Raw genomic sequence first — 25844 nt, 5'->3', positions numbered from 1 at the left:
CATCGATGTCCTCGGCGTAGAGCCGCGACGCCGACTACCCGACCACGGCCGCGACGACCAGCCCGACCCAGCCACCCCGAACCAGATCCCTCGTCATGAGCCCACCATGACGCCCAAGCGTCCCCCATGCCGCGGGAAGCTGTAACGATCAAGGGCTCTCAGGGGAGAGGAACCCGGTCCGCGGTGCCGGGGCCCTTCTTGCCGATGACCACCTCGATCAGGCGCAGCAACAACTCGCCTCCGAGTTGGCGGACCATTTCGCGCTCGGATCGCATGAGCTCCTTCCTGATGTCCAGCGGAGCCCAGTGGGGGTGCTTCCTGGCCTGTTCCAGGATGGCCAGCCGCTCGCGCTCCCAGACCACACCGCGCGTCTCGGTCGGCCGCAACGCTCTGAAGGTGCGTGAGTCGTCGGTGAAGATCATGTAGAACGGCGTGGAGTTACCCCTGTCCATTGAGACCTCCTGGCGTAGGTGGCTTCGACGCTAGGAAGGTCTCGCACCGCAGGTCCATGACCGGTCCTTGGCGGGATCATGGCGACGGGCCGCAGGAGCCTGCCCAATCCGCCCAGCGCTCCTGGGAACCTGGCGATCCTGATATCTAGGCTGAAGCCCGTTTGCATCGGCTGCCCGCAGGCTGCCGCTGTAGTCGTGGAGAAGGGACATCCTGCCACCGGTGGCCGTCCATGTCGCGGTTGTCGACCCTCTGCCTATGTATCGCCAGGGGGTCGATGCGGTCCTGTCCACGGCGGGTCATCTGGTCGAGTCCCCGGCCGACGTGCTGGCATGGGTGCGCCAGGAGCAGCGGGGCGTGATCCTGTTGACCCTCGTACGCGAGCAGGACTGGGAGCTGCTCGGACGGCTGCGCGACGCAGGCGGCGGGCACGGGGTGATCGCACTCATCGCGGAGCAGTCCGTCGTGCTCGGGACGCGAGCGGTGCGGGCCGGCGCCCGGTCCGTGCTGCCGCGCGAGGTGACGGCGGCCGTGCTGCGGCGCACGGTGGAGGCGACGTTCGACGGGCAGGCGGTGCTGCCGGCGGACGTGGTCACCGCGCTCGCCACCGGGACACACCGGGTCGAGACGAGCCCGGAGACGCTCAGCCCACAGCAGCTCTCGTGGCTGAGACAGCTCGCCGAGGGTGTGACGGTGGCTGACCTCGCCGACCGGGCCGGTTACTCGGAACGCGCGATGTTCCGGCTCCTCCAAGCGCTCTATCGGGAGATGGGTGTCGCTACGCGCATCCAGGCGATCGTCCGCGCCCAGGAACGGGGCTGGCTCGCCGCCGTGACCGATTCCCACGAGGACGCCGAGGACGGACTCCGCGGCACCCGGCGCTGAGACGACCCTCCGCCGTGCTCACGCTCCGCTGGTACGCGCCTGCATCACGCAGAGAACGTCGATGACCGGCCGGAGCAACCCCGGCGGGCGGCCGTAGGCGTCCAGTCGTTCGAGCAGCGAGATCCACTGCTCGACCAGGCCAGGGGTCGGCTCTCTGGTCCCGAGCACGTCCCGGGTCGTGGTGCGGGCCGTCAGAAAGGCCGCGATCGCGTCCTTGAGCTCGCCTTCGCCGTACAGGAACAGGCCGCAGCCGGCGAAGCCCTTGAAATCCCAGGCGGCGACGTCGTGCCGGTCCTGCTGTATGCGCTCTTCGGTCTCGGCGAGCAGGAGCCGAAATCGCTCGTCGGCCTGGTCGCCGCCGCTGTCCGGATCAAGACCGGCCGCGACCAGCGCGTGAAGGGCTGGAGGCAGAAGCGAACCGCCGCGGTGCCGGTACGGCATGGCGGCCTCGATCTGCCGTGCAGCGGCGTCGAGATCGTTCTTCTCGAGGTATGCCAGGCAGAGAGTGGTACGTGCCTGCAGCAGGATGACGGGATCGGTGAATTCCCTGGCGAGCTCAACCGCCCGCTGCGCTGTCCGTGTCGCCTCCTCGACGTCGCGGCCCAGCAGCAGGTAGGCGTGCCCGTCCTGATAGACGCTCTCCAGCCAGTCCTGGCCGTGCCCGTTCAGCTCCAGCCGCACGGTTTCGTCGAGGCGCTCGGCGCCCTCCCGGTCGCCGAGCTCGAGATGCCAGCGGGCCAGCTTCATGCCGATGCCGACGCGACTGCGATTGCTGAGGTCCCGCACTTCCGGGGTGCGGGGATATCCCTCCGACTCCGGCACGGAGCGGGCTTTCCTGGCGAACTCGATGGCCTTGGTGTACTCGCCCCAGTGTCGATGGCAGTCCGCCAGCCCCTCGAAGATGTTCATTCGCAGGGGCAGCAGGTCGCGGTAGACCTCCGGGTCGCTGTGGAGCAGCTTGTCGTGATCGTCGCGGGCGAGCTCGTAGTATCCGTACGCGGTCTCGACCTCGAAGTGCCTCCAGTACGCTCCGGCCCAGTTGGCGCGGATCACCGTCTGGCAGGGCAGGCTCTGCAGGAGGTTCGCGTATTCGAGGGCCTGGCCGTAGGCCTGATTGGCGTTGGTGAAGTCGCCTCTGGAGGCGTAGAGCTCACCGAGGGCGTTGTGGTTGGCCATCTCACGCCTCTCACTGCCAAGCTTTCCGCGCAGCTTCTCGCGCGTTTCGAGCAGAAGGGACACGCAGTTACGCTTGCGGAGTTCCGGGTCGAGCTCGTCTTCAACACGGTTGTAGGCGCGGTCCCACAGATCGCCGGCCCGCATCAACGCCCTGAGCTCGGCGAGAGCGACGCGCAGGTCCGCGAGGGAACGTGGCCGGGTGACACGCCGGTCGTGGAGCTCGTAACCGGCACGGCGCAGCAGCTCGTACGACCTGTCGTCCGCGGGTCCGGTCCCGTTCGGCAAGCCGGCCCACTTCCGCTCGGCCTCCGACAGGGACAGGCGGTATTCACCCTGGGCCGTCTTCACGGCCAGGTGCCTTTCCACCAGCTTCGTCAGCGCGTTCTCCACGTCGTCAGAGGGATGCGGCTCGTGGTGCTCCTCGACGACGAGTGCGCATACCGCGTCGAGGCGGACGGAGGTTCCGTACGCGTCCAGAGCCTCGAGCGCACGGCGCTCCAGGGGATTGAGACCGGCGATGAGCCGCTGGATGAGGAAGCCGAGCACACCATCTCTGCTCTTGCGATGGCTGATCTCGGCGGCGAGCTCGTGGGGGGCCTCCCGGGCGAACCGGAAGGCGGCGCACGCCAGTTGTGTGTTGCGGGGGTTGCCCTGAAGCAGGCCGTGGAGCCCGGCCACCGCGTTGCTCACGAGCGTCTCCTCGCCGGCCAGCCGCTTGACGTATTCGAGGAAGTCGCCGGGCCTGAGCCCCTTGACGGCGATTTGCCAGCGCTCCGGCCAGGTGCCCCGCCCGAGGGACTTCGGCGGGTGCCGCATCGTCAGGACCACGCTGACCTGGTGCTGGGTGTTCTTCGTGAGGATCTCGAACGCCTCGTCCAGCTCGGGGTCCCGCAACTGCCTGGTGACGGGATCGAAGAGGCACTCCGCGTGCTTGAGGGCGATCACCACGGGCGTGTCCCGGTGTTTCTCCAGGGCGGCCGTGAGCTGGTCGAGAGGGGAATGCTGGAGGCCGATCGCCTTCCGTAACGCCGCGTCGTCGTCGGACAGGTTCTCGATGTCGGCGACGAGTACGCCGACGTCGATGCCCGCGTCCTGGCCCAGGTCCGGGACAACCTCGTGGCGGACGACCCGCGGCCGCGACGTTAGGGGCGGGCCGGGGACGGCGTGCTCCAGATGCCACAGGACCTCTTCCACGAGCTCCGCCTTCCCGACCCCCGCCGGGCCGGTAACGATCATGACGCCGGACGCGCCCCCCATCAGTCGCTCTCGCAGAACAGAGATCTCTTCGGTGCGATCGACGATGCCGGGGGATCGGCGTGGGATGATCGCGGGCTGAGACGCGGTCTCGTGAGGCTGCTCGCGCTGCGGCTGCTCCTCCGCGCGAGGGGCCTGGATGACGGGCTTCTTGGCGAGGCGGATCTGGTAGAGCCCGATGAAGACGCTGGTCAACAAGCTCAAAATGCCGGCGACCTGATTGAGCGTCCCCAGGTGCGGGTAATTCTTATGCTTGGGGTCAACCAGGATGTTCCACCAGTCCAGGGCATTGCCCCAGGTGATCACTGCCACTATGAGCGCGATGCCGCCCAGCCACCATAATGTTCGCCTGATCCCCACCACGTCATCATCGCGCCACACTTACTGACGGAAAAGCCAGGTTCATGCCACCGTGCGTGCCGCTGCTGCTGATCGACGACGAGCCTGCTGATCTCCGGCGGGGCAGGGGGCGACCGCGCCCGTCGCAGAAGGCGCCCTGTCGAAAGACAGTATGGTGAAGGCATTCGCTCCAAACGCATTTCCTGTCGAATGTGTAGCTTTCCGTGTGTCAACGATGGATGATGGTCGCAAGCATCCCGCAAGCGGCGACCTGTGTTTTGTACGTTGGCTCTCCCCGCGTAACTCCTGCAATGTCGGACCGCTTGTGTGGTGCCCTGGGGGAGAACGAGGAGGATCGGTGGATGATTCGGTCAAAATCGCTCTTTACGGCCCGCCTGGCTCCGGAAAAAGCTCGGCCGCCGGAATCCTGGAAGATTATTGCGGCGCTATTGGCCTGCCCTGTGCCGTGATCAAACTCGCCGACCCGCTCTACGAGGCCCAATCGGCCGTCTATCGTATCGCCGGCGCGAGTCTGGATGATTTCTACCAGAAGGACGGCGAACTGCTGAACTCTCTGGGCAGGCACATGAGAAGAATAAATCCCATGCTGCTCCATGACCGATTCCTGGCGAGACTTCACGACGTCCGACATGCTCTGGGAGACGTGCCCTCATTGATCGTCTGTGACGACATGCGGTTCCCGGACCACGTGTTCATGCGGAGCATCGGCTTCACTCTCGTCCGGGTCTTCGCCCCCGACGAGGTCTGCCTGTCGCGGCGCCGCGGGCGAGGAGACCTGTCCCTGGCGTCGGCGACCCATGTGACGGAGAACAATCTGCACGTGATCGAGCCGGACGGCTCGATCGACAATTCCGGTACCTTCTCGGCACTGAGGCGAAGCGTCATCGAGACGCTCGAGAAGGCGCTGGGCGCCTCGGCGCCTGAGCCGAGATGCCGACGCGGCTGACAGCCTCACGACGAGGTGAGGCTGGGGGCCATGTCACCACCGGCCGCTGGTCTCCCTCGGAGCGAGCCGGAGGACCGGCGGGGCAGGACCCCCGCACGATGCACGGCCTGGTCGAACCGCTCGCTCGCCACGGCGGCCGGCAACTCGCACAGGTTGTCCAGACGGATGGCGGTGACCAGCCTGGATGCCGTCACGGCCTTGCCGAAAAAGCTGCTCGCCTCTTCGGTCGCGTCGATGACGATGATCGGGATGTTCCGGCCGATGGCCGTCCCCACCTCGACGTGCGTCCCGAAGCTCTCGCCCAGGACAGCGACGACGCAGTCACTTCTCAGCACCGCTTCCAGACATTCCGTGGCGATCTGTTCGGGAGGCGCCTCACGCAGCCCCCAGTCGCTCACGTCACGATGCGGAAGAAACACCTGCCATCCCCGATCAACCAGCGCCCGTTCCGTGTCCTCCAACACGTGACGCCACGGAGAGTGGACATCGATGATGCCGGAAGCCGACGCGGCGACGGCCGTGAAGGGGCCGGCGAGATAGACCCTGATCGTCATCGTTCCCCCTATTCCCCCAGCACGTCCAACTGAAGTGTCATGATGTCTTTGAGATCCCGCACCTGTTCGGAGTAGGGCACGGCGATCCGGCCGGCCCTGTCGATGACCTCCACGTTCTCGGTCGACACGCATTTCACTATCTCGACTCCCTTCCTGATGCCGAACTTGTGCACCAGTGTGACCAGGCGATGGAGCGAGGGGTCGACGACCTCGACACATCGAAGAATCGCGGCGACACCCTCATGGGAGAGCAGCAGTCCGGCGTTGTTGAGAGCCTGCGTGGTCAGACAGGCTAGCGTGAACGCGCGGAGATGACTCTGCTTTCGTCGGCACAGCATCGCCTCGACGAGCAGCATCTGGCAGTAGAAAATGGCGTTCGATCGCTGTGTAGCAGCGTTCTTGCCCGTGATGACCAATGCATCGACCTGTTCTGCCTTGGTCGAGACCTCCCAAATGGCCGGCGCGATGGCCAGCCCGATGTGAACCACTTCCTGCTTGTCCCGCAGCGCCGCGCCGTACTCCTGGAGAAGTGACAGGTGCTGGTTCTCAAGCCGCTTGTAGTAGCCGGCGGTGACGCTGTCCGCAGGCCAGGGCGGCGGATCGCTGAGATACGCCAGCACGGCCTCCCTGCCCAAAGCGGAGGCCATCTCATAGGCTTTCTGCCGGTCCGTCAAGGAACTCGCCCCGGAGATTTTCCCGATCGCCTGCTCGAAAAGATAGGCGTGGTTCTTCGGGTCGCCACTTCGAGAGCTTTCCATCAGCAATCTGAGACCCATCAGGGCGGACAATCCGGATTCGTCCTGAGGGTCGGCCCGGTCAGCACGCGCCTTGGCCTCTCGCAACCGGACGAGCGACGCGGCGCCCGCCTCGCGCTTGAGCCGCAGCCGAGCGTGTACGAACCCGGCTCGCGCCAGCGCGAGGTCGTCCAAGCCGTAGCGCTGCGGCTCCGCCAGCATGGCCTCGAGGATGCGGTCGATCGGTTCGCCGGAGTAGAACAGCCCCGACAGTCGTGTCCACAGCATCAGGTCACCGCCCGGCTCCGTGATCAACTCGCGGAGCAGGCCAGTGAGGATGGTCCTGTCGGAGCTCGTCTGCCGGGGATCCGTCGTCACCTGCAGGGTGAAGTTCTGGGCCGCCAAGATTTCCACGAGCCGATCCGTCGGGATCCCGTAGATCCGATTGGCGATGCCTCTCGTGTTGCGGTGTGTGACAAGTCCTATGACCTGCACGCTTCGATCGGCCCGTACGCGCATGACCGGTGCGCCTGAGAGCCCGCGGAGCGCCCGGTAGACCGGGCTGCCTGGAAGCGGGACGAGCGGATCGTGCCCGGCTTCCGGCTCCACGTACGTCAGCGATCTCAGGACGATATCGAGCAGACCCCCCTCGACGCCGGCCAGGCAGGCATCGAACGTGGCCTGGCCGCTGGCCACCCCGTATGGGGCGCCTCGTACGAGCACGTCGCCCTCTGTCCGGTCCGCGACGCAGGGCAGGGGCTCGCCGAGCCGATCGGCGTGGTAGAGAAGCGCGACATCCTCGGCGGCGCAGAAAAGTATGCCGCAATCGCTTTCGGTGCCGTTCGGCGAGCAGATCCGCACATGCTGCGACCGGTCGAACAACGGCCTCACACAGTGCGCGGCGGTGAGCAGGAAGCTGCCAGGGCGTTGCGCGTCGAGCACGGGCACCTGAAAAGCGACACCGAGCACCGCGCCGTCCCCATCGGTCATGAGGTGAGTAGCGCTGCCGAGCATGGGCCCTCACGCCAGGCTCTCGAGCGTTCCGTCGGGACTCCGCCTGATCAACGATGCGGCCTCAAGCCACGCGACCGCCTCGGTGACAGGCTCCTCCCCGAACGCCGCAGCCGTCTCCGCCACAGTCGGGCGCCGCTGTTTGATGTGCATGAGCACAGCCCACCGAAGGCGATCGACCGGCGACCGGCCGAAGACGACTCCGCAGCGCAGCGCATTGATGAAGCACCGGGTGGCTCCGGCCAGCGTCCCGGCGACAGCGCCGTGGACGGGCATCCCGTCCCCGAGTCCTACGATCAGCGACGGGAGCAGGACGTCGACGAAGTCCTTGGTGGCAGTCTCATACGGCGTCGCGGCGACGCGGAACGGTCCAACCTGGAGCGTCGTCAGTGCCTCCTCGTCGCCCTTGACGAGTCCCGCGTCCGCCAGAATTCTCAGGACCGGGGCGAAATCCGCCGGCGCCGCGGACGGATCGTCTCGCAGGTCGTTCCACCTGTCGGCTAACCCGGAGCCGAGATCCCCCTTCATGATCCGGCCACGGGTGCAAGTCGTTTCGACAGGCCGCTCACGGCCTTCTCGACGTCGGTGCAGTGCAGCAGCAGGTCGAAGAGAACGCTTCTGGCCAGCTCGTAGGCGTCGGGCATCATCGCGGCGATGAGCTTGCGATGTGCCACCGCGTACCCCAGCTCAAGGGTGGTGCTGGATCCGACATAGCCGTCAGGATTGACGATGAAGACGACATCGGCCTTGAGTATGCGGTTGAGATGCGCGAAGGTCGCGCCTTTCCAGGCCAGTTCCTTGACCTCGGACGAGCTGTCGCCCGTGAGTTCGTCGATGCGGTGCAACGGAGGCTTGAGGACGATGAATCCCGCTTCCTCCAAGAGCTCGGCGGTCTGATAAATGGCGTCGCGGTGCCTTGCGCTTCCGCAAATGGTTACGGTGGTCACGGCAATCCTAAGACTTGTTGATACCTGGCTTGTATTGGTCGCCGAGCAACGCGATCCGGCGACGTCGCGCCTCCAGGCGCGCCCTGCCTTGCGCATCTATCCCATGCATCAGCAAGCGCTGCAAATGCGCATCGAACCATGGATGGTGAGCGGCTTGCAGCACACGATAGTGGACCATCTCTCGCGGCGTCAGGTAGTTCGCCGTCAAACCGTGTCCACACCCTGGTCCCTCGACGTCGGCCAGCCGGTTCGCCACCATTTCGGCGATCAATATCTCATCGACGAAAAAGAGTGGTCTGACGGCAGTGATACCCGGATTATCTCTGTTCAACGGCTGCCGAGGCGGTTCGTCTGTGTCAACAATGTCCGTGTGGACCAGTTCGGTGATCCTGTCGGTCAGCGCGTGCTCCGCGTCAGGCGGGGCCTCCGCCTCTCTCCTGAGCTGTGCCACCAGCTCACTGAAGTGATCCCGGACGAACACCGGGTGGCCGCGGTCCCATCTGTCGACGTACATGAGCGCCTCTTTGACCAGCGAGGCCATGGCGTCCGTACGGTGATGCTCGAAGGCGACGGTCGATACGTCATGGGCGCGTACGGCGTTCTCCAGCGCGGCGACCTTCACGTTGTAACAGTGCGTACATGGAGTCGCGCCAGGCTGGATGACCTCGAGTGCGCGCAGGCTCCGGCTGATTCGCTGCCGATCTTCTTGCTCCTCGGCGACGATTCCACGCCGTACGTCAATCACCTCGACAGGCAGATGAGATCGCTCGCCCAATGCGGCGACACGGCGTCCCCAATCTGCTTCATAACCCATGTCCACCGCGATGCAGACGATCGGCACGCCAAGTTCCCGAAGGGCAAGGGAAAGAAGCAACGAGTCCTTGCCGCCGGAGAAGGCCACAGCCACCGGCCGATGCTGCGGGATAAGGTGAAAGCGATCACATGCTTGCCGTACCAAATTAAGGACGTCAGTCCAGATATTTTCGGGCATAGATGCTCCCGTGCATCATCGGTGTCTTCAGGTGTAGCACGCTCTGATAAGCGCGTCCATATCGTGCGTGCGCGCGGGATGTCAATGACGTGATCTCAGCGAAGTCTTTGTAGATAGTCATGCTCGAAATGGGTGGGGACAAGCGCTGCTCGGGCGATGTCGCCGATTCTGCTGGGGCTGACGGTGATGTGCTGAAGGGTTCGCCAGCGGCCATTGAACAGGGCGAAGCCGCGTTCGTCGAGGCAGCGGAGGGCTCGGAGGAGCCGGTTGTAGGTGCGGTTGTCCGGGCTGAGGACCTGGCCCTCGTCGGGTTGTCTGATCGGCATGTGGATGCCGATCCCGGCCCCCTCGTAGCCACCGTCGGCCAGGGTGGGCAGTCCTGCTGCGGCCGCGGCGTACAGCGCGCCGATGACGTGGGCGCGGGCGGCGGTCAGATCGTGGACGGAGCCGGGTTCGACGTCGGCGATCCACAACGGCAGTCCGTTGGGGGCTGACAGGGCCCGCAGGTTGCCGGCGTGCCGGCGAGCCTTACCCGGATACCAGGCGTCGATGATCTCGCCCTTGACGCTGAGGCTCTGCTCGGCGGGCAGCGATCGATGGGGATCAGGGTCACGAAGGCCAGCCCTTCGGCGTGGGCACGGTCGAGCGCCTCGTGCAGGTCAGGGACCTGAGCTGCCAGGACGCCCTCGGCGATGTAGCGGTAGGCGGTGGCCCGCGAGATGCGGTGAACGCGGCCGAGCTTGGGGATGTCGTGCTCGCCCCGGAACCAGCGCAGGATCAGCACCGCTTGCCAGAACGGAGTAAGGCGCGGCTGCCCTGCGGGGTGCCGAGACGGCGCCGTTCGTCCCGCAGCGACCCGGCAACGTGGTGTATCAGCGCGCGGGAGACGTCGAGCGTGGCGCGATGAGCAATCACGTGCGGCCTTTCGGCGGTTGTGATGTGATCTCTGTGAGTTGCGGATAGGCAGTCGCTTTGTTTGCTTTGAGCCTGATCCTGTCTTTCGCGACTTCGGCAGTCAGTGGGACGGCGATGAGCTTGCACCTCTGTCCGGCCTGGAGCGGGCGGCAACGAGCCCCTGGAGAACCCCGCTTCCCAGCACTGGGAAGCGGAGTTCGCGCACGTCAGAGGCTACTTGGCCAGATGGCGGCTGATGACGAGCCGCTGGATCTGGTTGGTGCCCTCGAAGATTTGCATGATCTTGGCCTCGCGCATGTACCGCTCGACCCGGAACTCCCGCGTATACCCGTACCCGCCGAACACCTGCACCGCATCCGTCGTCACCTTCATCGCCGCGTCCGTCGCGACCAGCTTGGCGACGCTCGCTTGGCGGCTGTACGGCAGGCCGGCGTCGCGGCGGCGGGCGGCGTCCAGGTACGTGGCGCGCGCGCTGTCCACCGCGGCCGCCATGTCGGCGAGCAGGAAGCCCAGGCCCTGGTGGTCGATGATCTTCTTGCCGAACGTGTGGCGCTCCTTGGCGTAGGCCACCGCCTCGTCCAGGGCGGCCTGGGCGAGGCCGGTCGCGCAGGCGGCGATGCCGAGGCGGCCGCTGTCGAGGGCGCTGAAGGCGATCTGCAGCCCCTGGCCCTCCTCGCCGATCAGCCGGTCGGGCTCCAGGAGGACGCCGTCGTAGTGGGCGGCGGTGGTCGGTACGGCGTGCAGGCCCATCTTCTCCTCGGGCCGGCCGAAGGTCAGGCCGTCGGCGTGGCCGGGCGCGAGGAAGCAGGAGACGCCGCGCGAGCCCGTCCCCGTGCGGGCGAACAGCGCGTAGAAGTCGGCGATGCCGCCGTGCGTGATCCACGCCTTGTTGCCGGTCACCCGGTAGCCGTCCGCGACCCGTTCGGCCTTGCAGGTGAGCGCGCCGGCGTCCGAGCCGGCCTGCGGCTCCGACAGGCTGTAGCCGCCGATGATCCGCCCGGCCAGCATGTCGGGCAGCCAGCGCGCCCGCTGCTCGGCGCTGCCGTACGTGGCCACGGGGAAGCAGGCCAGCGTGTGCACGCTGGTCGCGACCGCGACCGACGCCCAGCGCATCGCCAGCTCCTCGATGACCTGCAGGTACACCTCGTACGGCTGGCCGCCGCCCCCCTGCTCCTCCGGGTACGCCAGCCCGAGCAGCCCCGCCTCGCCCAGCGTGGCGAACAGCCCCTCCGGGTAGGTCTCGGCGCGTTCGTGCTCGTCGACCCGGCGGGCGAGCTCCTTGTCGGCGATCTCGCGGGTCAGCTCGATGAGGTCCTCGGCGTCCTGGTTCGGCAGCAGGCGCTCGACTGTCACACTTCCTCCTGACGAGGGGCGGAATCCTGGCTCGGGACGGGTGCTTCCCGCAGGCGGGCCAGCGCGGCCGCCGCGCGTTCGCGGAACTCGGCGACGCGGGCCAGCTTGATGTCCTCGTACCCGCGGATCAGCTCGGGCAGCCCGGCGACCTCCGTGACCGCGGCGGCGGTGGCGGGGGTGAGCCGGTCGAGGGCGGCGCGCACCAGCTCGCGGTACTCGCCGACCAGCTCGCGCTCGACGCGCCGCACCTTCGCCAGCCCGAACACGTCGAACGCCGTCCCGCGCAGCACCCGCGCCGCCCGCAGCCCGCGGAACAGCACCGGAGCCGTACGGCGCAGCTCGATCTTGCGCTTCATGCCCATCGCGCGCAGCACCGGCGGGTGCAGCAGCACCGACACCTTCGCGTCGGCGCCGTGCTCGCGCTCACGCCTGGCCCGCTCGGCGGGGTCGAGGTGGAGGCGGGCGACCTCGTACTCGTCCTTGTACGCCATCAGCTTGTGCAGGCCGCGCGCGTAGGCGAGGGCGATCGCCGTGCCCGCCTCCTCGCCGGCCCGCTCGGTGGCCCGTTCGGCGATCCTGCGGACCTCGTCGGCGTACGAGCGGGCGTAGGCCGCGTTCTGGTAGCCGGTCAGGTCGGCGGCGCGGACGGCCACCACCTCCTCCAGCTTCTCGACCGGCTCCTCGGCGGGCGGCAGCGCGGCCCGGCGGACGGCCTCGGGGTCGGTGACGGCGGCCCGGCCCCAGCGGAAGGCGGCGAGGTTCTGCTCGACCGCGGCCCGGTTGAGCGTGACGGCCCGCTCGATGGCCTCGGCGGAGACCGGCAGCAGGCCCCGCTGGTACGCGGCCCCGAGCAGCAGCAGGTTCGCCGGCATGTGGTCGCCGAACAGCGCCTCGGCCAGCTCGTGCGCGTCCAGGCAGAAGACCTCGCGGGCCGCCTGCCGCACGCGGGCGACGGCGGCGGCGTGGCCCGGCACCGGCAGCCGGCCGGTCACCATGGCGGCGGTGGGCACGACGGCCGTGTTGAGCACGGCGGCCGTACGGTCGGGGGCGGCCACGGCCAGGTTCGCCTCGGAGGCCGCGCCGAGCACGTCGAAGCCGATGAGCACGTCCGCGAGGCCGCGCGAGGCGCGTACCGAGCCCTCCGCCGGGCGGGCGGAGATGCGTACGTCGCTCACCACCGGCCCGCCCTTCTGCGCCAGGCCCGTCTGCTCCAGCCCGGCCGCGTGCAGCCCGTCGAGGTGGGCGGCCATCTGGAGGATCTGCGAGACGGTGACGACGCCGGTGCCGCCGATGCCCGGCATCCTGATCAGCACATCGCCATGCGGCCGGTCCGGCTCGGGCGGATCGACGGGAAGCGCGGGCAGCTCACGGGCGGCGGGCCCGGCACCCGGCTCCACCAGCAGGAACGACGGGCAGTCGCCCTTCAGGCAGCTCAGGTCGGAGTTGCAGGACGCCTGGTGGATGCGGGTCTTGCGGCCGTACTCGGTCTCGACGGGCTGCACGGACAGGCAGGTGGACGCCTCGCCGCAGTCGCCGCAACCTTCGCAGACCCGCTCGTTCACCACGACCTTGCGGGTGGGCGTGGGCAGTTTGCCGCGCTTGCGCAGCCGCCGCTCCTCGGCGGCGCACCGGTCGTCGTGGATGAGCACCGTCACCCCGTCGAGCGCCGCGAGCTCGCGCTCGGCGGCGGCCAGCTCGTCGCGGTGCCGTACGGAGGCGATCCCCGCCAGCCGCACCCCCTTGTACGTCTCCGGCTCCGGCGTCGTGACCACGATCCGGCGTACGCCCTCGATCGCCAGCTCGTGCGTGAGCGCCGGCACGTCCAGCCGCCCCTCGGCGCGCTGGCCCCCGGTCATGGCGACGGCGTCGTTGTAGAGCAACTTGTACGTCATCGTCACCCCGGCCGCCACGGCGGCCCTGATCGCGAGGGAGCCGGAGTGGTGGAAGGTGCCGTCGCCGAGGTTCTGCACGAAGTGCCGGTCCTCGGTGAACGGCGCCAGCCCGATCCACTGCGCCCCTTCGCCGCCCATCTGGGTGAGGCCGACCTGGGTGCCGCGCCCGTGCCCGTCCAGGGCGATCATCGCGTGGCAGCCGATGCCGACGCCGACCAGCGTGTCGTCGGCGGCGCGGGTGGAGGTGTTGTGGGGGCAGCCCGAGCAGAAGTACGGCGTGCGGGCCGCCACCATCGGCAGCCGCGTCCCGGCGAGGCCCGCCTTCCGGATGGTGACGGCCTGCCGGGGCAGCCGGTCGGGGCCCACGCAGGTCGCGATCGCCTCGGCCACGTCGTCGGCGGTCAGCGTGCCGCGCGCGGTCAGCAGGTCGCGGCCGGAGACCGCCGGGGGGCGTTCGACGTCGTACAGGGCCTGCTTGACCTGCCCCTCCAGGAACGGGACCTTGTCCTCGACCACCAGCACCCGGTCGAGCCCGGCGGTCATGGCCGCCAGGTCGTCGTACGCCAGCGGGAACGGCATCGCCAGCCGGATCAGCCGCAGCCCCAGGTCGTCCCGGGCCCGCTCGTCGAGGCCGAGGTCGGCCAGGGCGCGCAGCACCACCGCGTACGTGGTGCCGGAGGCCACGATGCCGAGCCGGGTCTGGTTCGCGCCCGACATGACCCGGTTGAGCCCGTGCTCGCGGGCGTAGGCGCGGGCCAGGTCGAGGCGGCGGGTGAGCATGTCGTGCTCGGCGTCCAGCGCGGCCGCTCCGAGCAGGAGGGGAGCGGGCTTGGCCGGTACGCGTTCCGGCACCGGGACGCCCGCGCGCAGCGGGCCGAGGTCCACGGTGGCCGAGGCGTCGGCGATGTCGGCGACGATCTTCAGCCCCGTCCACAGGCCCGTGGCGCGGGACATGGCCACCGCGTGCAGCCCGAACTCGACGATCTCCGCGACCGAGCCGGGCGCGAGCAGCGGCAGCGACAGGCTCTGGCACATCGGCTCGCACGAGCTGGGCAGCGTGGAGGACTTGCAGCCGGGGTCGTCGCCGATCCAGGCCACGGCGCCACCGAGCGGGGCGGTGCCGGCCACGTTGGCGTGCCTGAGGGCGTCGGCGGCGCGGTCGAGGCCGGGGTTCTTGCCGTACCAGAAGCCGGTCACGCCCTCGTGGCGGCGGCCCGGCACCTGACCGAGCAACTGGGTGCCGGCCACCGACGTGGCGGCCAGCTCCTCGTTCAGCCCCGGGCGGAAGACCACGCCCGCCTCGTCCAGGAAGCGCGCGGCCCGCCCCATCTCCAGGTCCACGCCCCCCAGCGGCGAGCCCTGGTAGCCGGAGACGAACGCCCGCGTGTCCAGCCCGCGCTCCCGGTCCAGCCACCGCTGCTCCAGGGTCAGGCGGACCAGGGCCTGGACGCCCGAGATGAGCACCCGGCCGTCCCGCGCCGTGTACTTGTCGTCGAGCGACACCGGGGTGGGAGTCACGCTCGCGCCCACGCGCTACCTCCTGGCTTGAACCGTTCTGTTGTGATGCCCAGCTGTGACGCCCAGCACAGCAAGCTGGACTGGTATGCGCAAGTATTAGATGAGAAGGTGCGCCGAAGACGCAAACAATATGAGGGAGACCGCCCGTAGAGCGGGTCATCTTTGCGCCGTAGGGAGGGGATCGGGCGTGCCTGAGGTGGACGAGATCGACCACCACGTGCTGCGGCTGCTCAGGGAGGACGGGCGCAGGACGTTCTCCGAGATGGCCGAGCTGGTCGGGCTGTCCGTGGCCGCCGTCAAGCGGCGCGTCGACCGGCTGCGCGACCTCGGCGTCATCACCGGGTTCACCGTGCAGATCGACTACGCCAAGCTCGGCTGGGGCATCGAGGCGTTCACCGAGCTGCGCTACCCGGGGACGACGCCGGTCAGCGAGATCGTCAGGACCGCGACCGAGGTGCAGGAGGTGGTGCAGGTCTTCACGATCGCCGGCGACCCGGACGCGCTGATCCACGTCCGGGTACGCGACCTCGGCCACCTCCAGCAGGTCATCGACCGGCTGCGCAGGGCCGGGGACGTGACGGGCACCAAGACGCTGCTGGTGCTCGGGTCGTGGACGCGCGACGCCCTCGCGCCGCCGCGTACTCCTCGCTGACGGGCTCAGCGGGCCCTTCCCGCGCGCCCCTGCCTGTCGAGGAAGCGCACCATCAGGCCGATCGCGAGCAGGACCGGGACACCGAGCACCAGCATCCACAACGACACACCCGTCATCGGGAGGCCGGCCGGCACCTCCTCGCCGGCCGGCCCCGGCTCCTCCTCCATCACCACGTGGCCGCCCTTCGCCGCTGCGGGTGCGAAGGGCTCGTCCATCTGCCGTGGCGGCTCGTCGTACGACGCCTCCGCGAGCGGCTCCGGGTGGTCCGGGCGCTCCGGCCGGGCGGGCGGGGGAGCAGGGAGCTCCGCGGGCGCGGGGGCGGGCTCCACCGTGGTGGACGCGCAGGAGCGGTTGTCGGCGCGGTCGCGGTCGCGGCCCGCCGTACGGACCGTGGCGCAGTTCTCGAACGGGACCGTGGGGCCGGGGGCGATGGCGAGCGCGAGCGTGCGCACCTCGCCGGGAGCCAGGTCGCCGAGGTCGCAGGCCACCGTACGGCCGCTGCCGGGGCACTCGGCGGCCGGGCGGTCGGTGACCGTGGCCCCTGGGTCGCGGTTCCGGCTCCGGACCGTGACGTCCGCGGCTTTGGCCGGGCCGTGGTTGGTGACGGTGAGCAGGTAGCCGATGACGTCGCCGGCGTGCACGGCGGGCGGGGCGGCCAGGACGAGCTCCACGTCGGCGAACGACCGTACCGGGGCGGCCAGCAGCGCGACCTCCGCCGTCTCGGGGCCGGCCGCGGCCTCGGCGCGGGCGACGACTTCCACCCCGTCCCGGAGCGACGGGTCCACGGTGATGGGGAGGTCGTAGGTCAGGTTCTGGCCGGGGAGGAGGGTCGTGCCCGGTCCGCCGCAGGTGACGGCCCGGCCGGCGCGGTCGCAGCCGTCGGGGAGGGCGGCGAGGTCCGGGGTGAGGGCGGGGTCCAGGGTGTCGGTGACGGTGACGTCGGCGGCTTCGGCGGGGCCGGTGTTGGTGACGGTCACCCGCAGTGTCGCCCGTTCCCCGGCGAGCAGCGTCGCGGGCATCGCCTCCTGCCGGACGCGCAACCGGACCTCGCGTTCGGTCCCCGGCGCGCCGGCGCCTGACGCGCTCGGCCTTGACCCGCTTGGCCTTGACCCGCTTGGCCCTGATCCGCTTGGCCCTGATCCGCCGGGCTGAGGCCCGCCCGGTTGAGGCCCGCCCGGTTGCGGCCCGGCTGGTTGCGGCCCGGCCGGTTGAGGTCCGCTCGCTCCCGGCTCGCCGGTGAGGTCGTCCATCTCCTCCGGCTCTCCCGCGGCCAGCGGTCCCAGCCGATCAGCCGTCCAGGACCACTCACCGCCGATCCGGCCCGGCCGGGCCGGCCGCTCACCACAGTCGCCGCCCCCGACCCCCAGCACTGCGAGCGCGACGACCGCCGCGATCCCCGGCATGCCCATTCCGTCCCGTCCCCCCGCACGAACGTGGCGTACGTGCCCGACCCGCTGGCGATCCTCCTCCAACCGGCCCCGCCCCCACCCCCGCCGAGACCCGATCGGTGCCCCGCCATGAAGCACTCTTTGCCGAGCGTGAACAACCCTGGCCCGCCCCGCCGGCCGGCGCATACCGTCGTACGCATGTCGCCCCGCCAGGCCGCCCGCTACGACGCCGTCGCCGACTTCTACGCGTCCGGCTGGACGGACGCGATCGACGACCCGGCCTCACTCCGCCTGCTCTCCCTCGCGGAGCCCATCGCCGGCCGCCGGGCCCTCGACCTCGCCTGCGGCCACGGTCGCGTCACCCGCGAGCTCGCCCGCCGCCACGCCACCGTCACCGGCGTGGACGTCTCCGCCGCCCTGCTCGCCGTCGCCCGCGAGGCCGAACGCGAATCCGCCCTGGGCATCACCTACGTACACGCCGACCTCACGGCGCCGGACCAGCCTTGGCTGTCCGCGTCCCCGTACGACGTCGTGACCTGCAACTTCGGCCTCTCCGACATCGACGACCTCGACGCCGCCCTCGACGCGACGGCCCGCGCCCTGCGCCCCGGGGGGACGTTCGTCTGCTCGATCCTGCATCCCTGCTTCCCCGGCGGCCACCACGTCTCGGGGTCCTGGCCGGAAGGGGGCCGCTACCACGACGAGGGCTGGTGGCGGGCGGACGGCGAGCTCTCCTCGCTCCGCCGCCAGGTCGGCGCCAATCACCGGACGCTCTCCACCTACCTCAACACGTTCCGCCGCCACGGACTTCGGCTGGACGTCCTCGCCGAGCCCGAGCCGCCCGAGACCTGGACCGCCGAACGCCGGGACGCCGCCCGGCACCCGGTCTTCCTCGTCGCCAGGTGCGTCAAGGGCGACTGACGGCGGACGGCCGCCCCCGTCGCCGGGAGCGGCCGTCGTCGTTCTTCGGCGGGTCAGCCGTTCGGGCAGGTGTCGCGGTACTCGGAGATGGCGAGGCCGCGCGGGGCCGGGCAGAGGAACGGGTCGTAGCGGGTGTCGTCGTCCACCCAGCGCTTCAGCCAGGCCACCATCGACTTGGCCATGGTGGTGTTCGTGGTCTGCGGGAAGAAGTGGCTGGCGCCGGCCAGCTCCAGGTACGCCTTCTCGGACGAGGACGGGATGCTGGTGTAGAAGGGCTGGGAGTGGGTGGCGACCGGGGCGACGGTGTCCGCCTGACCGCCGATGATCATGGTGGGGACGCGGACGCCGCTCCACGACTTGGTGAGGTTCCACGGCGCGAGCGGTACGGCGGCCTGCAGCGACGGGCGGCTGTTCGCGGCTTCGAGCGTGCCGCCGCCGCCCATCGAGTGCCCGGCGACGGCCAGGCGTGAGCTGTCGATGCGGCTGCGGATCGTGGTCGAGCTGCGCTGCGTCAGGTAGTCGAGCGCGGCGAGGAGCTGACGGCCGCGGCTGGCGGGCTGGTCGTAGATCGTGTTGGTCTCGATGCCGATGACCACGAAGCCGTGCGAGGCGATCCGCGGGCCGAGCCAGGCCAGGCTGGCCCAGGTGGCGGTGTAGCCGGGGGAGATCGCGATCGCGCCGAACGTCCCCTGGCTGGTGTCCGTCGGGTAGTAGATCACGCCGCCGCCGAAGCCGCTGACGCTGAGCGAGGAGACGCTCTGCTGGGCGGTGGCGAACGGGCCGCGGCTCGCCTCCAGCAGGGAGTCCGTGGGGTTGGGGCCGCGCTCGTACGGGCTCGCGGCCTGGGCCGGCGCGGCGGTCGCGACGCCGCCGGCGGCGAGGGCGAGGGCGAGGGCGAGTTTGGTCAACGTTCGCGCGCCGCGGTGGGGGGTGGAGAGCTGCACGTCGTCATACTCCCTGCTCGTCGGGGGGTTACTGCCGTACCTCGTCATTGTTGGGAGCGGCAGTCAGGCGCGCATCGGTGTAATCACCGGTTCACGTTCAGGAAATGAACAGGCGGGTCAGCTCGACCCGCGAGCGTACGCCGAGCCGGCTGAAGATGTTGCGCAGGTGGTGCTCGACGGTGCGGCGGCTCAGGAAGAGCTGCTCGGCGATCTCCTTGTTGGTCGCGCCCCCGGCGACCATCCTGGCGATCTGGAGCTGCTGCGCGGTGAGGGGAGCGGCCGTGCCCGGGGCGGCGGCGGTGGGGTGGGTCGTGTCGCCGGAGGCGCGCAGCTCGGCCCGCGCCTGGCCGGTCCACAGACGGGCGCCGTACCGTTCGAACGTCTCCAGGGCGGCGTGCAGATGGGTGCGGGCCGCGCCGGGGCGGCGCTCGCGGCGCAGCGCGCTCCCGTACAGCAGGCGGGTGCGGGCCGTCTCGAACTCGCACAACCCCTGCCCGTGCAGCTCCAGCGCCTCCAGGAACAGCTCGTCGCCCTCGCCCGCCGGGGCGAGCAGCGCGCGGCAGCGGGCCACGAGAGCGCGCAAATCGGGGCTGCGGGTGCTGCCGACCCAGCGTTCGAGCACGCGCAGCGCGGCGGAGGCCCGCTCGCGGTCGCCGGTACGCGCGCACGCCTCGATCAGGTGCGGCGTCGCCATGACCCGGATGACGACGTGGCTGTTGCGGCGTTCGGCGCGCAGCCGCTGGGCGGCGTCGGCGGGGCGGCCGGCGGCCAGGTCGAGGTAGGCGAGCGCCCAGTTGCCGATCGCGCCCGCGAGGCCGAGGTCGTGGGCGTCGGCGAGGTCGATGGCGGCGTCGGCGCGTACCCGGCAGGCCTCCTGGTCGCCCTCCACGGCCGCGGTGATCGCCAGCCAGGCGAGATGCTGGGCCGCCGTGTTGAGCTGCCCGGTCTCCTGCGCCAGGCGCAGCCCGCGGGCGGCGGTCTCGGCGAGCGAGGCGTAGCGGCCGGTCCAGTAGTCCGGGTAGATCATGTACTCCAGGAGCTGGGGGATCGCGGAGGCGACGCCCCGGACCCGGGCGGACTCGACGGCGCGCGCCGACAGGCGGTGGGCGATGGCGCCCTCGCCGAGCAGCATGCTGGCCACGCACGCCCAGACCAGCACGGACGGGTCCTGTACGGATCCGGCCAGCTCGACCACGCGCCGGAGCGGGCCCGCGGCCTCCTCGTGCGAGCCGCTGAGCGTGGCCGCCATGCCCGCCAGGTACTCGAACATCAGCTCCGTGGGGGCGCTCTCGTCCGGGCGGCGGAGCGCGGCGGCGTGGCGGGCGATCGCGATGAACGCCCTGATGTCGCCCGCGCGGTAGCTGGCGTCGGCGGCCCGGACCAGGGCGCGGACGCCGAGCATGCGCTGCTCGCCGTCCAGCAGCCGGCCGGCGGCGGCCAGCAGCTCCTCGCGGGCGCTGCCCGTCTCGCCGCCGAGCAGTTCGAGGCTGCCGCTCAGGAACTGTACGCGGCCACGCAGCTCGTCGGGCGGGGCGAGGCCGGGGGCGGGCAGGGCACGCAGCCGGGCGAGGAGGGAACGGGCGGCCTGGGGGCGGCCGGAGGTCCAGGCGAGGCGGGCGGCGGCGGCCAGGCGTTCGGCCTTGAGCATGGGGTGCGTGGTGAGGTCGGCGGCGCGTTCCAGCGCCAGGTACGGCTCCGGATGGTCGTCCAGGGGGCGTGCGGCCAGGGCGGCGGCGGCCAGGTCGTCGGCGACGCGCGCGGCGGGGGCGTCCAGCGCCCATGACCGGTGCCAGGCCCGGCGCAGCCGCATGCCGGAGGACGGGTCAGCGGTGTGGAGGGACGGGGGCTCGGTGAGCAGGGTGGCGAGAAGGCGGTGGGCGTGCCGGCGCTCGGACAGGGAGGCGTCCTGGTAGGCCACGGCGCGTACGGCCGGGTCGCGGAAGGCGTACCGGTCGCCGTCAGCGAGCAGGACCCCGGCCTGTTCGGCCGGTTCGAGCGCGGTCAGCGCGCAGGCGGGGCGGGCGGCCCGGAGGAGGGTGGCCACGTCCAGGGCGGGGTCGGCGGCGATCAGGAGCAGCAGGCGGCCGGTCTCGCGGGGGAGCGCGGCGAGCAGCGCGGCGTGCTCGCGCCACAGCAGGCCGCTTCGCGGGAGCGCCGTGGGCGGGGCGGCGACCCCGGCGAGCTGGTCGGGGGTGAGCGAGCCGACGAGCTCCGTGAGCGCGAGCGGGTTGCCGCGGGCGACGGCGTCGAGGGCCGCGACCAGGTCTTCCGGCAGCCGCCGTTCGGGGGTCAGGTCGGAGGCCAGCTCCCGTACGGCGTCCTGCCCGAGCCCTCCGACGGCCCGCGCCGGCACCCCGTCGAGCCCGGACGGGGACCGGGCGGCGAACAGCAGGGCGACGCGCGCCCGGCCCAGGCGGCGGGCCGCGAACGCGAGCGCGTCCCTGCTGGCCGCGTCGAGGCGGTCCACGTCGTCCACGCACGCGAGCACTGGGCTGTTGCCGGCGGCGACCGCCGACAGCAGCCCGAGCACGGCGGCGGGCAGCGCCAGGCCGGGAGCCGTCGTACCGCACTCCAAAGCCTCCCGCAGAGCGCGGACCTGCGCCTCGGGAAGCCCGTCCGCCGCTGCGGCGATCGGGCCGAGCAGGCCGTGCAGCCCCGCGTACGGCAGCCGCGACTCCGCCGTCACACCGGACACCCGCAGCACCAGAAAATCGGGTGTGGCGCGGGCCACGGCCAGGTCGAGCAGCGCCGTCTTGCCGATGCCCGCCACGCCCGTCAGCAGCAGCGCGCCGCCCCGCCCGTCGCGGGCGTCGCCGAGCAGCCGCAGCAGCACGCTCTCCTCGTCGTCGCGCCCGCGCAGCAGGGGCAGGGGCAGGCGCGGATGATCCTGGCCCGATGACACGCCCACCAGTGTTACCCGGACATGTCATCTCTGAAAGGGCCCCCGGTCAGGAGGCTGGTGATTTCCGGATATGCGTCGTCAGCGCAGGTGCCCCATCAGCTCACCTGACGGAGCTCGTGGACGGTGTCGCCGCAGGGGCACGTCCATGCCAGGACTCGTCCGGCCGGGGCGACTGGCGCGGCTGGGCTCAGGCGGTTTTCCGGACGTGCGACGCCTCGGCGGAGAGCGGCGCGCCGTCCTGGTCGAGTGGGTGGAGTTCGGGAAGCTTCCGCCCCCGGCCGTCCACGAGAACGGAGTGCGGCTCGTCCGGGGCGAAGGCGTGGCGCTCGCCCCATTGACGCAGGGCGACGACGGCCGTGAAGAGATCCTGCCCCGCCGCGGTGAGCCGGTAGGTGTGCCGTCTGCCGTCGGCGGTGGCGCTCTTGTCGAGGATGCCGTGCTCGACGAGTTTGCGGAGCCGGTCGGCGAGGATGTTGCGGGCGATCCCCAGCCGCTGATGGAACTCGGTGAAGGTCGTCGCCCCGTCCATCGCGTCGCGGATGATCAGCAGGCTCCATCGGTCACCTATCAGGTCGACGGTCCGCGCGACCGGGCAGGCCGGGTCGGTCCAGGCGCCTCCTGCGGCGAGTGTGACGTCCACTGACCCCTCCGTAGATGAGTTGCAATCTGAAACCATTATGCCCTTATCCTGGATAGGTTGCATTTTGAAACCTATTGGAGGGTGATGTGCCGTCAGGATTGACCGGGAGGCAGCGGATCGTGCTCGCGCTGGTGTGCGCGGTGGCGGTGTCGACCATCTACGGCATCCAGCCGGTCCTCGAGGCCGCGGGCGAGGACCTCGGACTGGGGGAAGGAGCGCTGGGGTGGCTGGTCGCCGCCGGCCAGATGGGCTATCTCGCGGGGCTGGTGCTGCTCGTCCCGCTCGGCGACCTGTTCGACCGCCGCAGGCTCATCACGGTGCACCTGCTGCTCACCGCAGGAGGTGCGGGGGTGGCTGCCGCCGCACCCAGCGGTGGCATCGCGATCGCGGGCCTGGCCCTGGCCGGACTGTTCGCCGTGGTCGTCCAGATCACGGTGGCCTACGTCGCCGCCGTCTCACCGGCCGGCGAGCGGGGCCGCAACATCGGAGCGGTCACCTCGGGCGTGGTCATCGGGATACTCGGCGTACGGGTGGTGGCGGGCACACTGGGCGAGCTGACCGGCTGGCGCACGGTCTACCTCGTGATCGCCGGGTTCTGCGCGATGCTCGCGCTCGCCGCCCGCTTCACCCTGGAGGCCGACATCCGCCGCCCCCGAGCCCGGTACGGGCACCTGCTGTCATCGCTGGGTCGTCTGGTCGTCGGCGACCGGCTCTTCCTCAGCCGGGGACTGGTCGCGTTCTTCCTGTTCGCCTCTTTCGGCACGCTGTGGAGCGGACTGGCGCTCCCGCTCGGTGACGAGCCGTGGCACCTCGGCACCGGCGAGATCGGATTGTTCGGACTCGCCGGTCTGACCGGGGCGCTGGGCGCGGCCCGGGCCGGCCGATGGGCCGACCGGGGCCTGGCGCCCTCGGTTACCGGCTGGTCGCTGGCCCTGCTCACGGTCTCCTGGCTGCTGATCGCTCAAGCGCGGTCATCGCTGTGGCCGCTGATCGCCGGCGTCATCGTCCTGGACTTCGCCGTGCAAGCCGTTCACGTCAGCAGCCAGCACCTGCTCACCACCGCCCGCCCCGACCGGAGCAGCAGCGTCATCGGCGCCTACATGGCCTTCTACTCCCTCGGCTCCGCGCTCGGCGCGATCACCACCACCTGGGCCTACAGCGCCATGGGATGGCCGGCCGCCAGCCTGCTCGGCGCGGCCTACGCCGCACTCGGGCTCCTCGTCGCCATCTCGACCCGACGTCTCACCGCTCTGCCTCCCGCCACGGCGGCAACGTCCAGGTCGTCTCCGCCCCGGACGGGTTCCCGATGTGGATGAGCGATCAGCAGTCCTTGTAGGCGGTGCGGCTGCTGTTGTACGAGCACTTGTGGACGAGCCGGCCTCGGGCGTCGCGGAGGTATCCGGTGTCCTTGACCTGGTTCCAGATGTAGGCGAGGGTGCCGCCGCTCCGGCCCCAGTACAGCGTGGTGGCGGTGTCGCGGCCCCTGCCGGTCCGCAGGGTGACCGTCTTGCCCGCTTTGAGGGTGACATCGCCGAACGTGTAGACGTGGTCCGCTCGGGCCGTCTCGTCGCGGACGGTCCAGCCGCTGAGCTTGACCGCGCTCCGGCCGGTGTTCTCGATCTGCACGTACTCGCCGTTGAGGCTGCTGTTCGCGCCGAAGTCCGGTGAGCCGGGCGAGTCGTACCAGATCCGGGAGATCTTCACCGTGGGGGCGGCGGCCTGAGCGGGAGCCGCCGGCGTGAGAGCGACGGCGGCGGCCACCAGGGCGGCGACAGGGGCGACGAGGCGCACTTGTAATCCTTTGAGGTTTGATGTGCAGTTCGTGTGTATGACGCCTCATGAATGGCTGGCGTTCACGCCTCCCTCGCGGAAGATGCGCACCGCCTGTCGCGCCTGCGTCCCGGTGACCTCAGGGTGACAGGAAAGTCGCCGTTGACCTGCTGGGTTGCTGAGGTCGTGGCAGGGTAAAGGGCTTTAGGCTGGGGAAGTCGCGCCGTTCTCGGACAGGAAGAGCCGCCTGGGCATGAGAAACCGTACGTTGCGCCTTCCCGCCACCGCCGCCGCGGTCCAGGAGGCGGTCGAGCAAGCGGTCGCGGGAGAGGTCGTTCTCCTGGAGGACGGCCGTGAGGTGGTGGCCGCCATGGTTCCCTACGAGGTGGCCGCCGCAGGGATGAGCGCGCTCGCCGCGACCGAGGATGCCGCCGACCGGTTGCTGGGAGTGAGGTTGATCGCGGAGCTCGGCGCGGGGATGGAGACGATGCGGCTCGGTGATCTGCGGCGCGAGATCGCCCTGTGAAGGGTTACTACGAGATCCTGCTCGCCGCGCCCGCCGTGCGGGAGATCCGGGCGATTCACGCCGACGATCCGGTGGCGGCCAAGCACATCGTCGACTCGCTGGAATACCTCTCCACCGATCTGGAGTCCGGCGCGCTGCGGGTCATCGACGAGGGTGCGGGGGTGTTCAAGGCGGCGGTGGGTGACTTCGAGGCGTTGTGCTGGGTTCGGCGCGAGGAGATGGACGTGGTGATACTGACTGTTTCACGGCACCGTCAGCCAGCGTGAGGCGGCGTCCACGTTGACCTGCTCGGCGTAATCGAGGAATTCCTGTCGGCGGCCGATGCTTTCCGGCTCGGCGTAGATGTACGGGCACATGTCCGACGTCGTCATCTTCGATCGCTGATAGAGGGAGAAGTCGCACCACAGGTAGCCGTGGTGCGACAGTTGCCGCACCACTTCCTGTTTGATCCGTTCGCCGTACATCGAGTCGTGCATCTCGATCAGGATCGCCGGCTGATGGCGCCGGATCGTCTCGCTCGCGCCCGCCAGCGTCCTGTCCTCGTGCCCCTCGACATCGATTTTGATCAGCCGGACGGTCTCCTCGGACCGGGACGCGATGAGGTCGATCGGGAGCGCGTCCACGTCGCCCAGGAAGGCGCCGTAACCGTCCGGTCCACAGTGGAGCAAAGATACCTCGCAGTCCGCGGGCACGGTGACCGGCTCGTCGAGGTCCAGGGTGCGGGTGCAGGGGCCGGCGACCACGTCGTAGGGGTCCCAGAGCCGCAGCCGCGCCGTGCGGTCGTGCGCCGCGACGGGCTGGACATCGATGTTGCCGATGCCGTTGAGCCGGAGGTTCGTCCGCAGCGTGGTCAGGGCGGCCGGGTTCGGCTCGATGGCGATGACCTTCGCGAACGTCGCGGCCAGCCGGAGGGCGAAGTGCCCGACGTGCGCCCCGACGTCCACGAACGCCGCCCCGGTGCCACCGAACGACCGGGCGAGCCGCCAGATGTCCTGCTCGTGCGGGCCCGGGCCGACGCGGTCGCCGCTGCCGGCCCTCACGGACCAGGTGAGCCCGTCGCGCTCGAGGAGAGAAGCTGCCGCGGGCATCAGAGCCCCCAGAAGGTGAACGCGGCC

General features: G+C 70.3%; 22 protein-coding genes and 1 pseudogene. 7 read left to right on the top strand and 16 right to left on the bottom strand.

The window, feature by feature from the left end:
• Nucleotides 1–158: 158 nt before the first annotated feature.
• Nucleotides 159–452, bottom strand: coding sequence for a hypothetical protein (locus ACBR40_RS31060; RefSeq protein ID WP_371251056.1), 294 nt, complete (start codon nt 450–452; stop codon nt 159–161).
• 256 nt (nt 453–708) lie between these two features.
• On the opposite strand from ACBR40_RS31060, the gene ACBR40_RS31055 reads away from it, so the two are divergent.
• Nucleotides 709–1335 carry a hypothetical protein gene (locus tag ACBR40_RS31055; protein WP_371251055.1) on the top strand — a complete coding sequence of 209 codons (627 nt, stop codon included), beginning with the start codon at nt 709–711 and terminating at the stop codon, nt 1333–1335.
• Between the two features lie 18 nt (nt 1336–1353).
• On the opposite strand, the gene ACBR40_RS31050 is transcribed toward ACBR40_RS31055, so the two are convergent.
• On the bottom strand, nt 1354–4077 hold the full coding sequence (locus ACBR40_RS31050) for a hypothetical protein (protein WP_371251054.1): 2724 nt from the start codon (nt 4075–4077) through the stop codon (nt 1354–1356).
• Between the two features lie 385 nt (nt 4078–4462).
• On the opposite strand from ACBR40_RS31050, the gene ACBR40_RS31045 reads away from it, so the two are divergent.
• The gene (locus ACBR40_RS31045; RefSeq protein WP_371251053.1) at nt 4463–5071 is read left to right on the top strand and encodes a hypothetical protein; all 609 of its coding nucleotides are present in this window, start codon (nt 4463–4465) and stop codon (nt 5069–5071) included.
• Nucleotides 5072–5076: 5 nt separating this feature from the next.
• On the opposite strand, the gene ACBR40_RS31040 is transcribed toward ACBR40_RS31045, so the two are convergent.
• The 8 genes and pseudogenes from ACBR40_RS31040 to ACBR40_RS31005 form a co-directional block, all read right to left on the bottom strand.
• Complete coding sequence (locus ACBR40_RS31040; protein WP_371251052.1) at nt 5077–5625, bottom strand: nucleoside 2-deoxyribosyltransferase; 549 nt, start codon at nt 5623–5625, stop codon at nt 5077–5079.
• A gap of 8 nt (nt 5626–5633) precedes the next feature.
• Nucleotides 5634–7349, bottom strand: coding sequence for a hypothetical protein (locus ACBR40_RS31035; protein WP_371251051.1), 1716 nt, complete (start codon nt 7347–7349; stop codon nt 5634–5636).
• 30 nt (nt 7350–7379) lie between these two features.
• Nucleotides 7380–7898 carry a hypothetical protein gene (locus ACBR40_RS31030; RefSeq protein WP_371251050.1) on the bottom strand — a complete coding sequence of 173 codons (519 nt, stop codon included), beginning with the start codon at nt 7896–7898 and terminating at the stop codon, nt 7380–7382.
• On the bottom strand, nt 7895–8317 hold the full coding sequence (locus tag ACBR40_RS31025) for a hypothetical protein (protein WP_371251049.1): 423 nt from the start codon (nt 8315–8317) through the stop codon (nt 7895–7897). Before ACBR40_RS31025 ends, ACBR40_RS31030 begins: the two co-directional genes overlap by 4 nt.
• A 7-nt stretch (nt 8318–8324) precedes the next feature.
• Nucleotides 8325–9224 (bottom strand): hypothetical protein, encoded by a 900-nt coding sequence (locus tag ACBR40_RS31020; RefSeq protein WP_371251048.1) that lies wholly within the window; start codon nt 9222–9224, stop codon nt 8325–8327.
• Between the two features lie 179 nt (nt 9225–9403).
• A pseudogene (locus ACBR40_RS31015) lies at nt 9404–10223 on the bottom strand (transposase family protein).
• A 213-nt stretch (nt 10224–10436) separates the two neighbouring features.
• Nucleotides 10437–11576, bottom strand: a complete 1140-nt coding sequence (locus ACBR40_RS31010) for an acyl-CoA dehydrogenase family protein (protein ID WP_344204695.1) — start codon at nt 11574–11576, stop codon at nt 10437–10439.
• The gene (locus tag ACBR40_RS31005; protein ID WP_371251047.1) at nt 11573–14998 is read right to left on the bottom strand and encodes an indolepyruvate ferredoxin oxidoreductase family protein; all 3426 of its coding nucleotides are present in this window, start codon (nt 14996–14998) and stop codon (nt 11573–11575) included. The genes ACBR40_RS31010 and ACBR40_RS31005 overlap by 4 nt, the downstream gene beginning before the upstream one ends.
• A gap of 175 nt (nt 14999–15173) precedes the next feature.
• On the opposite strand from ACBR40_RS31005, the gene ACBR40_RS31000 reads away from it, so the two are divergent.
• Nucleotides 15174–15638 (top strand): Lrp/AsnC family transcriptional regulator, encoded by a 465-nt coding sequence (locus tag ACBR40_RS31000; protein WP_344204693.1) that lies wholly within the window; start codon nt 15174–15176, stop codon nt 15636–15638.
• 5 nt (nt 15639–15643) lie between these two features.
• On the opposite strand, the gene ACBR40_RS30995 is transcribed toward ACBR40_RS31000, so the two are convergent.
• On the bottom strand, nt 15644–16888 hold the full coding sequence (locus tag ACBR40_RS30995) for a hypothetical protein (protein WP_371251206.1): 1245 nt from the start codon (nt 16886–16888) through the stop codon (nt 15644–15646).
• A gap of 336 nt (nt 16889–17224) precedes the next feature.
• On the opposite strand from ACBR40_RS30995, the gene ACBR40_RS30990 reads away from it, so the two are divergent.
• The gene (locus tag ACBR40_RS30990; protein WP_371251046.1) at nt 17225–17947 is read left to right on the top strand and encodes a class I SAM-dependent methyltransferase; all 723 of its coding nucleotides are present in this window, start codon (nt 17225–17227) and stop codon (nt 17945–17947) included.
• Between the two features lie 53 nt (nt 17948–18000).
• Here the strand turns inward: ACBR40_RS30990 and ACBR40_RS30985 are convergent, their stop codons facing one another.
• The 3 genes from ACBR40_RS30985 to ACBR40_RS30975 form a co-directional block, all read right to left on the bottom strand.
• Complete coding sequence (locus ACBR40_RS30985; RefSeq protein WP_371251045.1) at nt 18001–18891, bottom strand: alpha/beta hydrolase family protein; 891 nt, start codon at nt 18889–18891, stop codon at nt 18001–18003.
• A gap of 97 nt (nt 18892–18988) precedes the next feature.
• Nucleotides 18989–21793 (bottom strand): LuxR C-terminal-related transcriptional regulator, encoded by a 2805-nt coding sequence (locus tag ACBR40_RS30980; protein ID WP_371251044.1) that lies wholly within the window; start codon nt 21791–21793, stop codon nt 18989–18991.
• Nucleotides 21794–21980: 187 nt separating this feature from the next.
• A complete protein-coding gene (locus ACBR40_RS30975) occupies nt 21981–22433 on the bottom strand; it encodes a helix-turn-helix domain-containing protein (RefSeq protein WP_344204690.1) in 453 nt (150 codons plus the stop codon).
• A gap of 86 nt (nt 22434–22519) precedes the next feature.
• Here ACBR40_RS30975 and ACBR40_RS30970 point away from each other — a divergent pair, with 86 nt between their 5' ends.
• Nucleotides 22520–23749: an MFS transporter gene (locus ACBR40_RS30970; RefSeq protein WP_371251043.1), complete on the top strand. Its 1230-nt coding sequence runs from the start codon at nt 22520–22522 to the stop codon at nt 23747–23749.
• A gap of 4 nt (nt 23750–23753) precedes the next feature.
• Here the strand turns inward: ACBR40_RS30970 and ACBR40_RS30965 are convergent, their stop codons facing one another.
• Nucleotides 23754–24224 (bottom strand): lamin tail domain-containing protein, encoded by a 471-nt coding sequence (locus tag ACBR40_RS30965; RefSeq protein ID WP_371251042.1) that lies wholly within the window; start codon nt 24222–24224, stop codon nt 23754–23756.
• A 232-nt stretch (nt 24225–24456) separates the two neighbouring features.
• Here ACBR40_RS30965 and ACBR40_RS30960 point away from each other — a divergent pair, with 232 nt between their 5' ends.
• Entirely contained in the window at nt 24457–24729 is a 273-nt protein-coding gene (locus ACBR40_RS30960; RefSeq protein WP_344204686.1) for a hypothetical protein, read from the top strand.
• Nucleotides 24726–24995 (top strand): hypothetical protein, encoded by a 270-nt coding sequence (locus ACBR40_RS30955; RefSeq protein WP_344204685.1) that lies wholly within the window; start codon nt 24726–24728, stop codon nt 24993–24995. The genes ACBR40_RS30960 and ACBR40_RS30955 overlap by 4 nt, the downstream gene beginning before the upstream one ends.
• On the opposite strand, the gene ACBR40_RS30950 is transcribed toward ACBR40_RS30955, so the two are convergent.
• On the bottom strand, nt 24972–25817 hold the full coding sequence (locus ACBR40_RS30950) for an FkbM family methyltransferase (protein WP_371251041.1): 846 nt from the start codon (nt 25815–25817) through the stop codon (nt 24972–24974). The genes ACBR40_RS30955 and ACBR40_RS30950 overlap by 24 nt on opposite strands.
• Between the last annotated feature and the right edge of the window lie 27 nt (nt 25818–25844).

Source organism: Nonomuraea sp. AD125B, from assembly GCF_041402765.1.
Classification (GTDB): domain Bacteria; phylum Actinomycetota; class Actinomycetes; order Streptosporangiales; family Streptosporangiaceae; genus Nonomuraea; species Nonomuraea bangladeshensis.
Note: the sequence above shows the minus strand (reverse complement) of the source record. Positions and strands in the feature narration are given on the sequence as shown.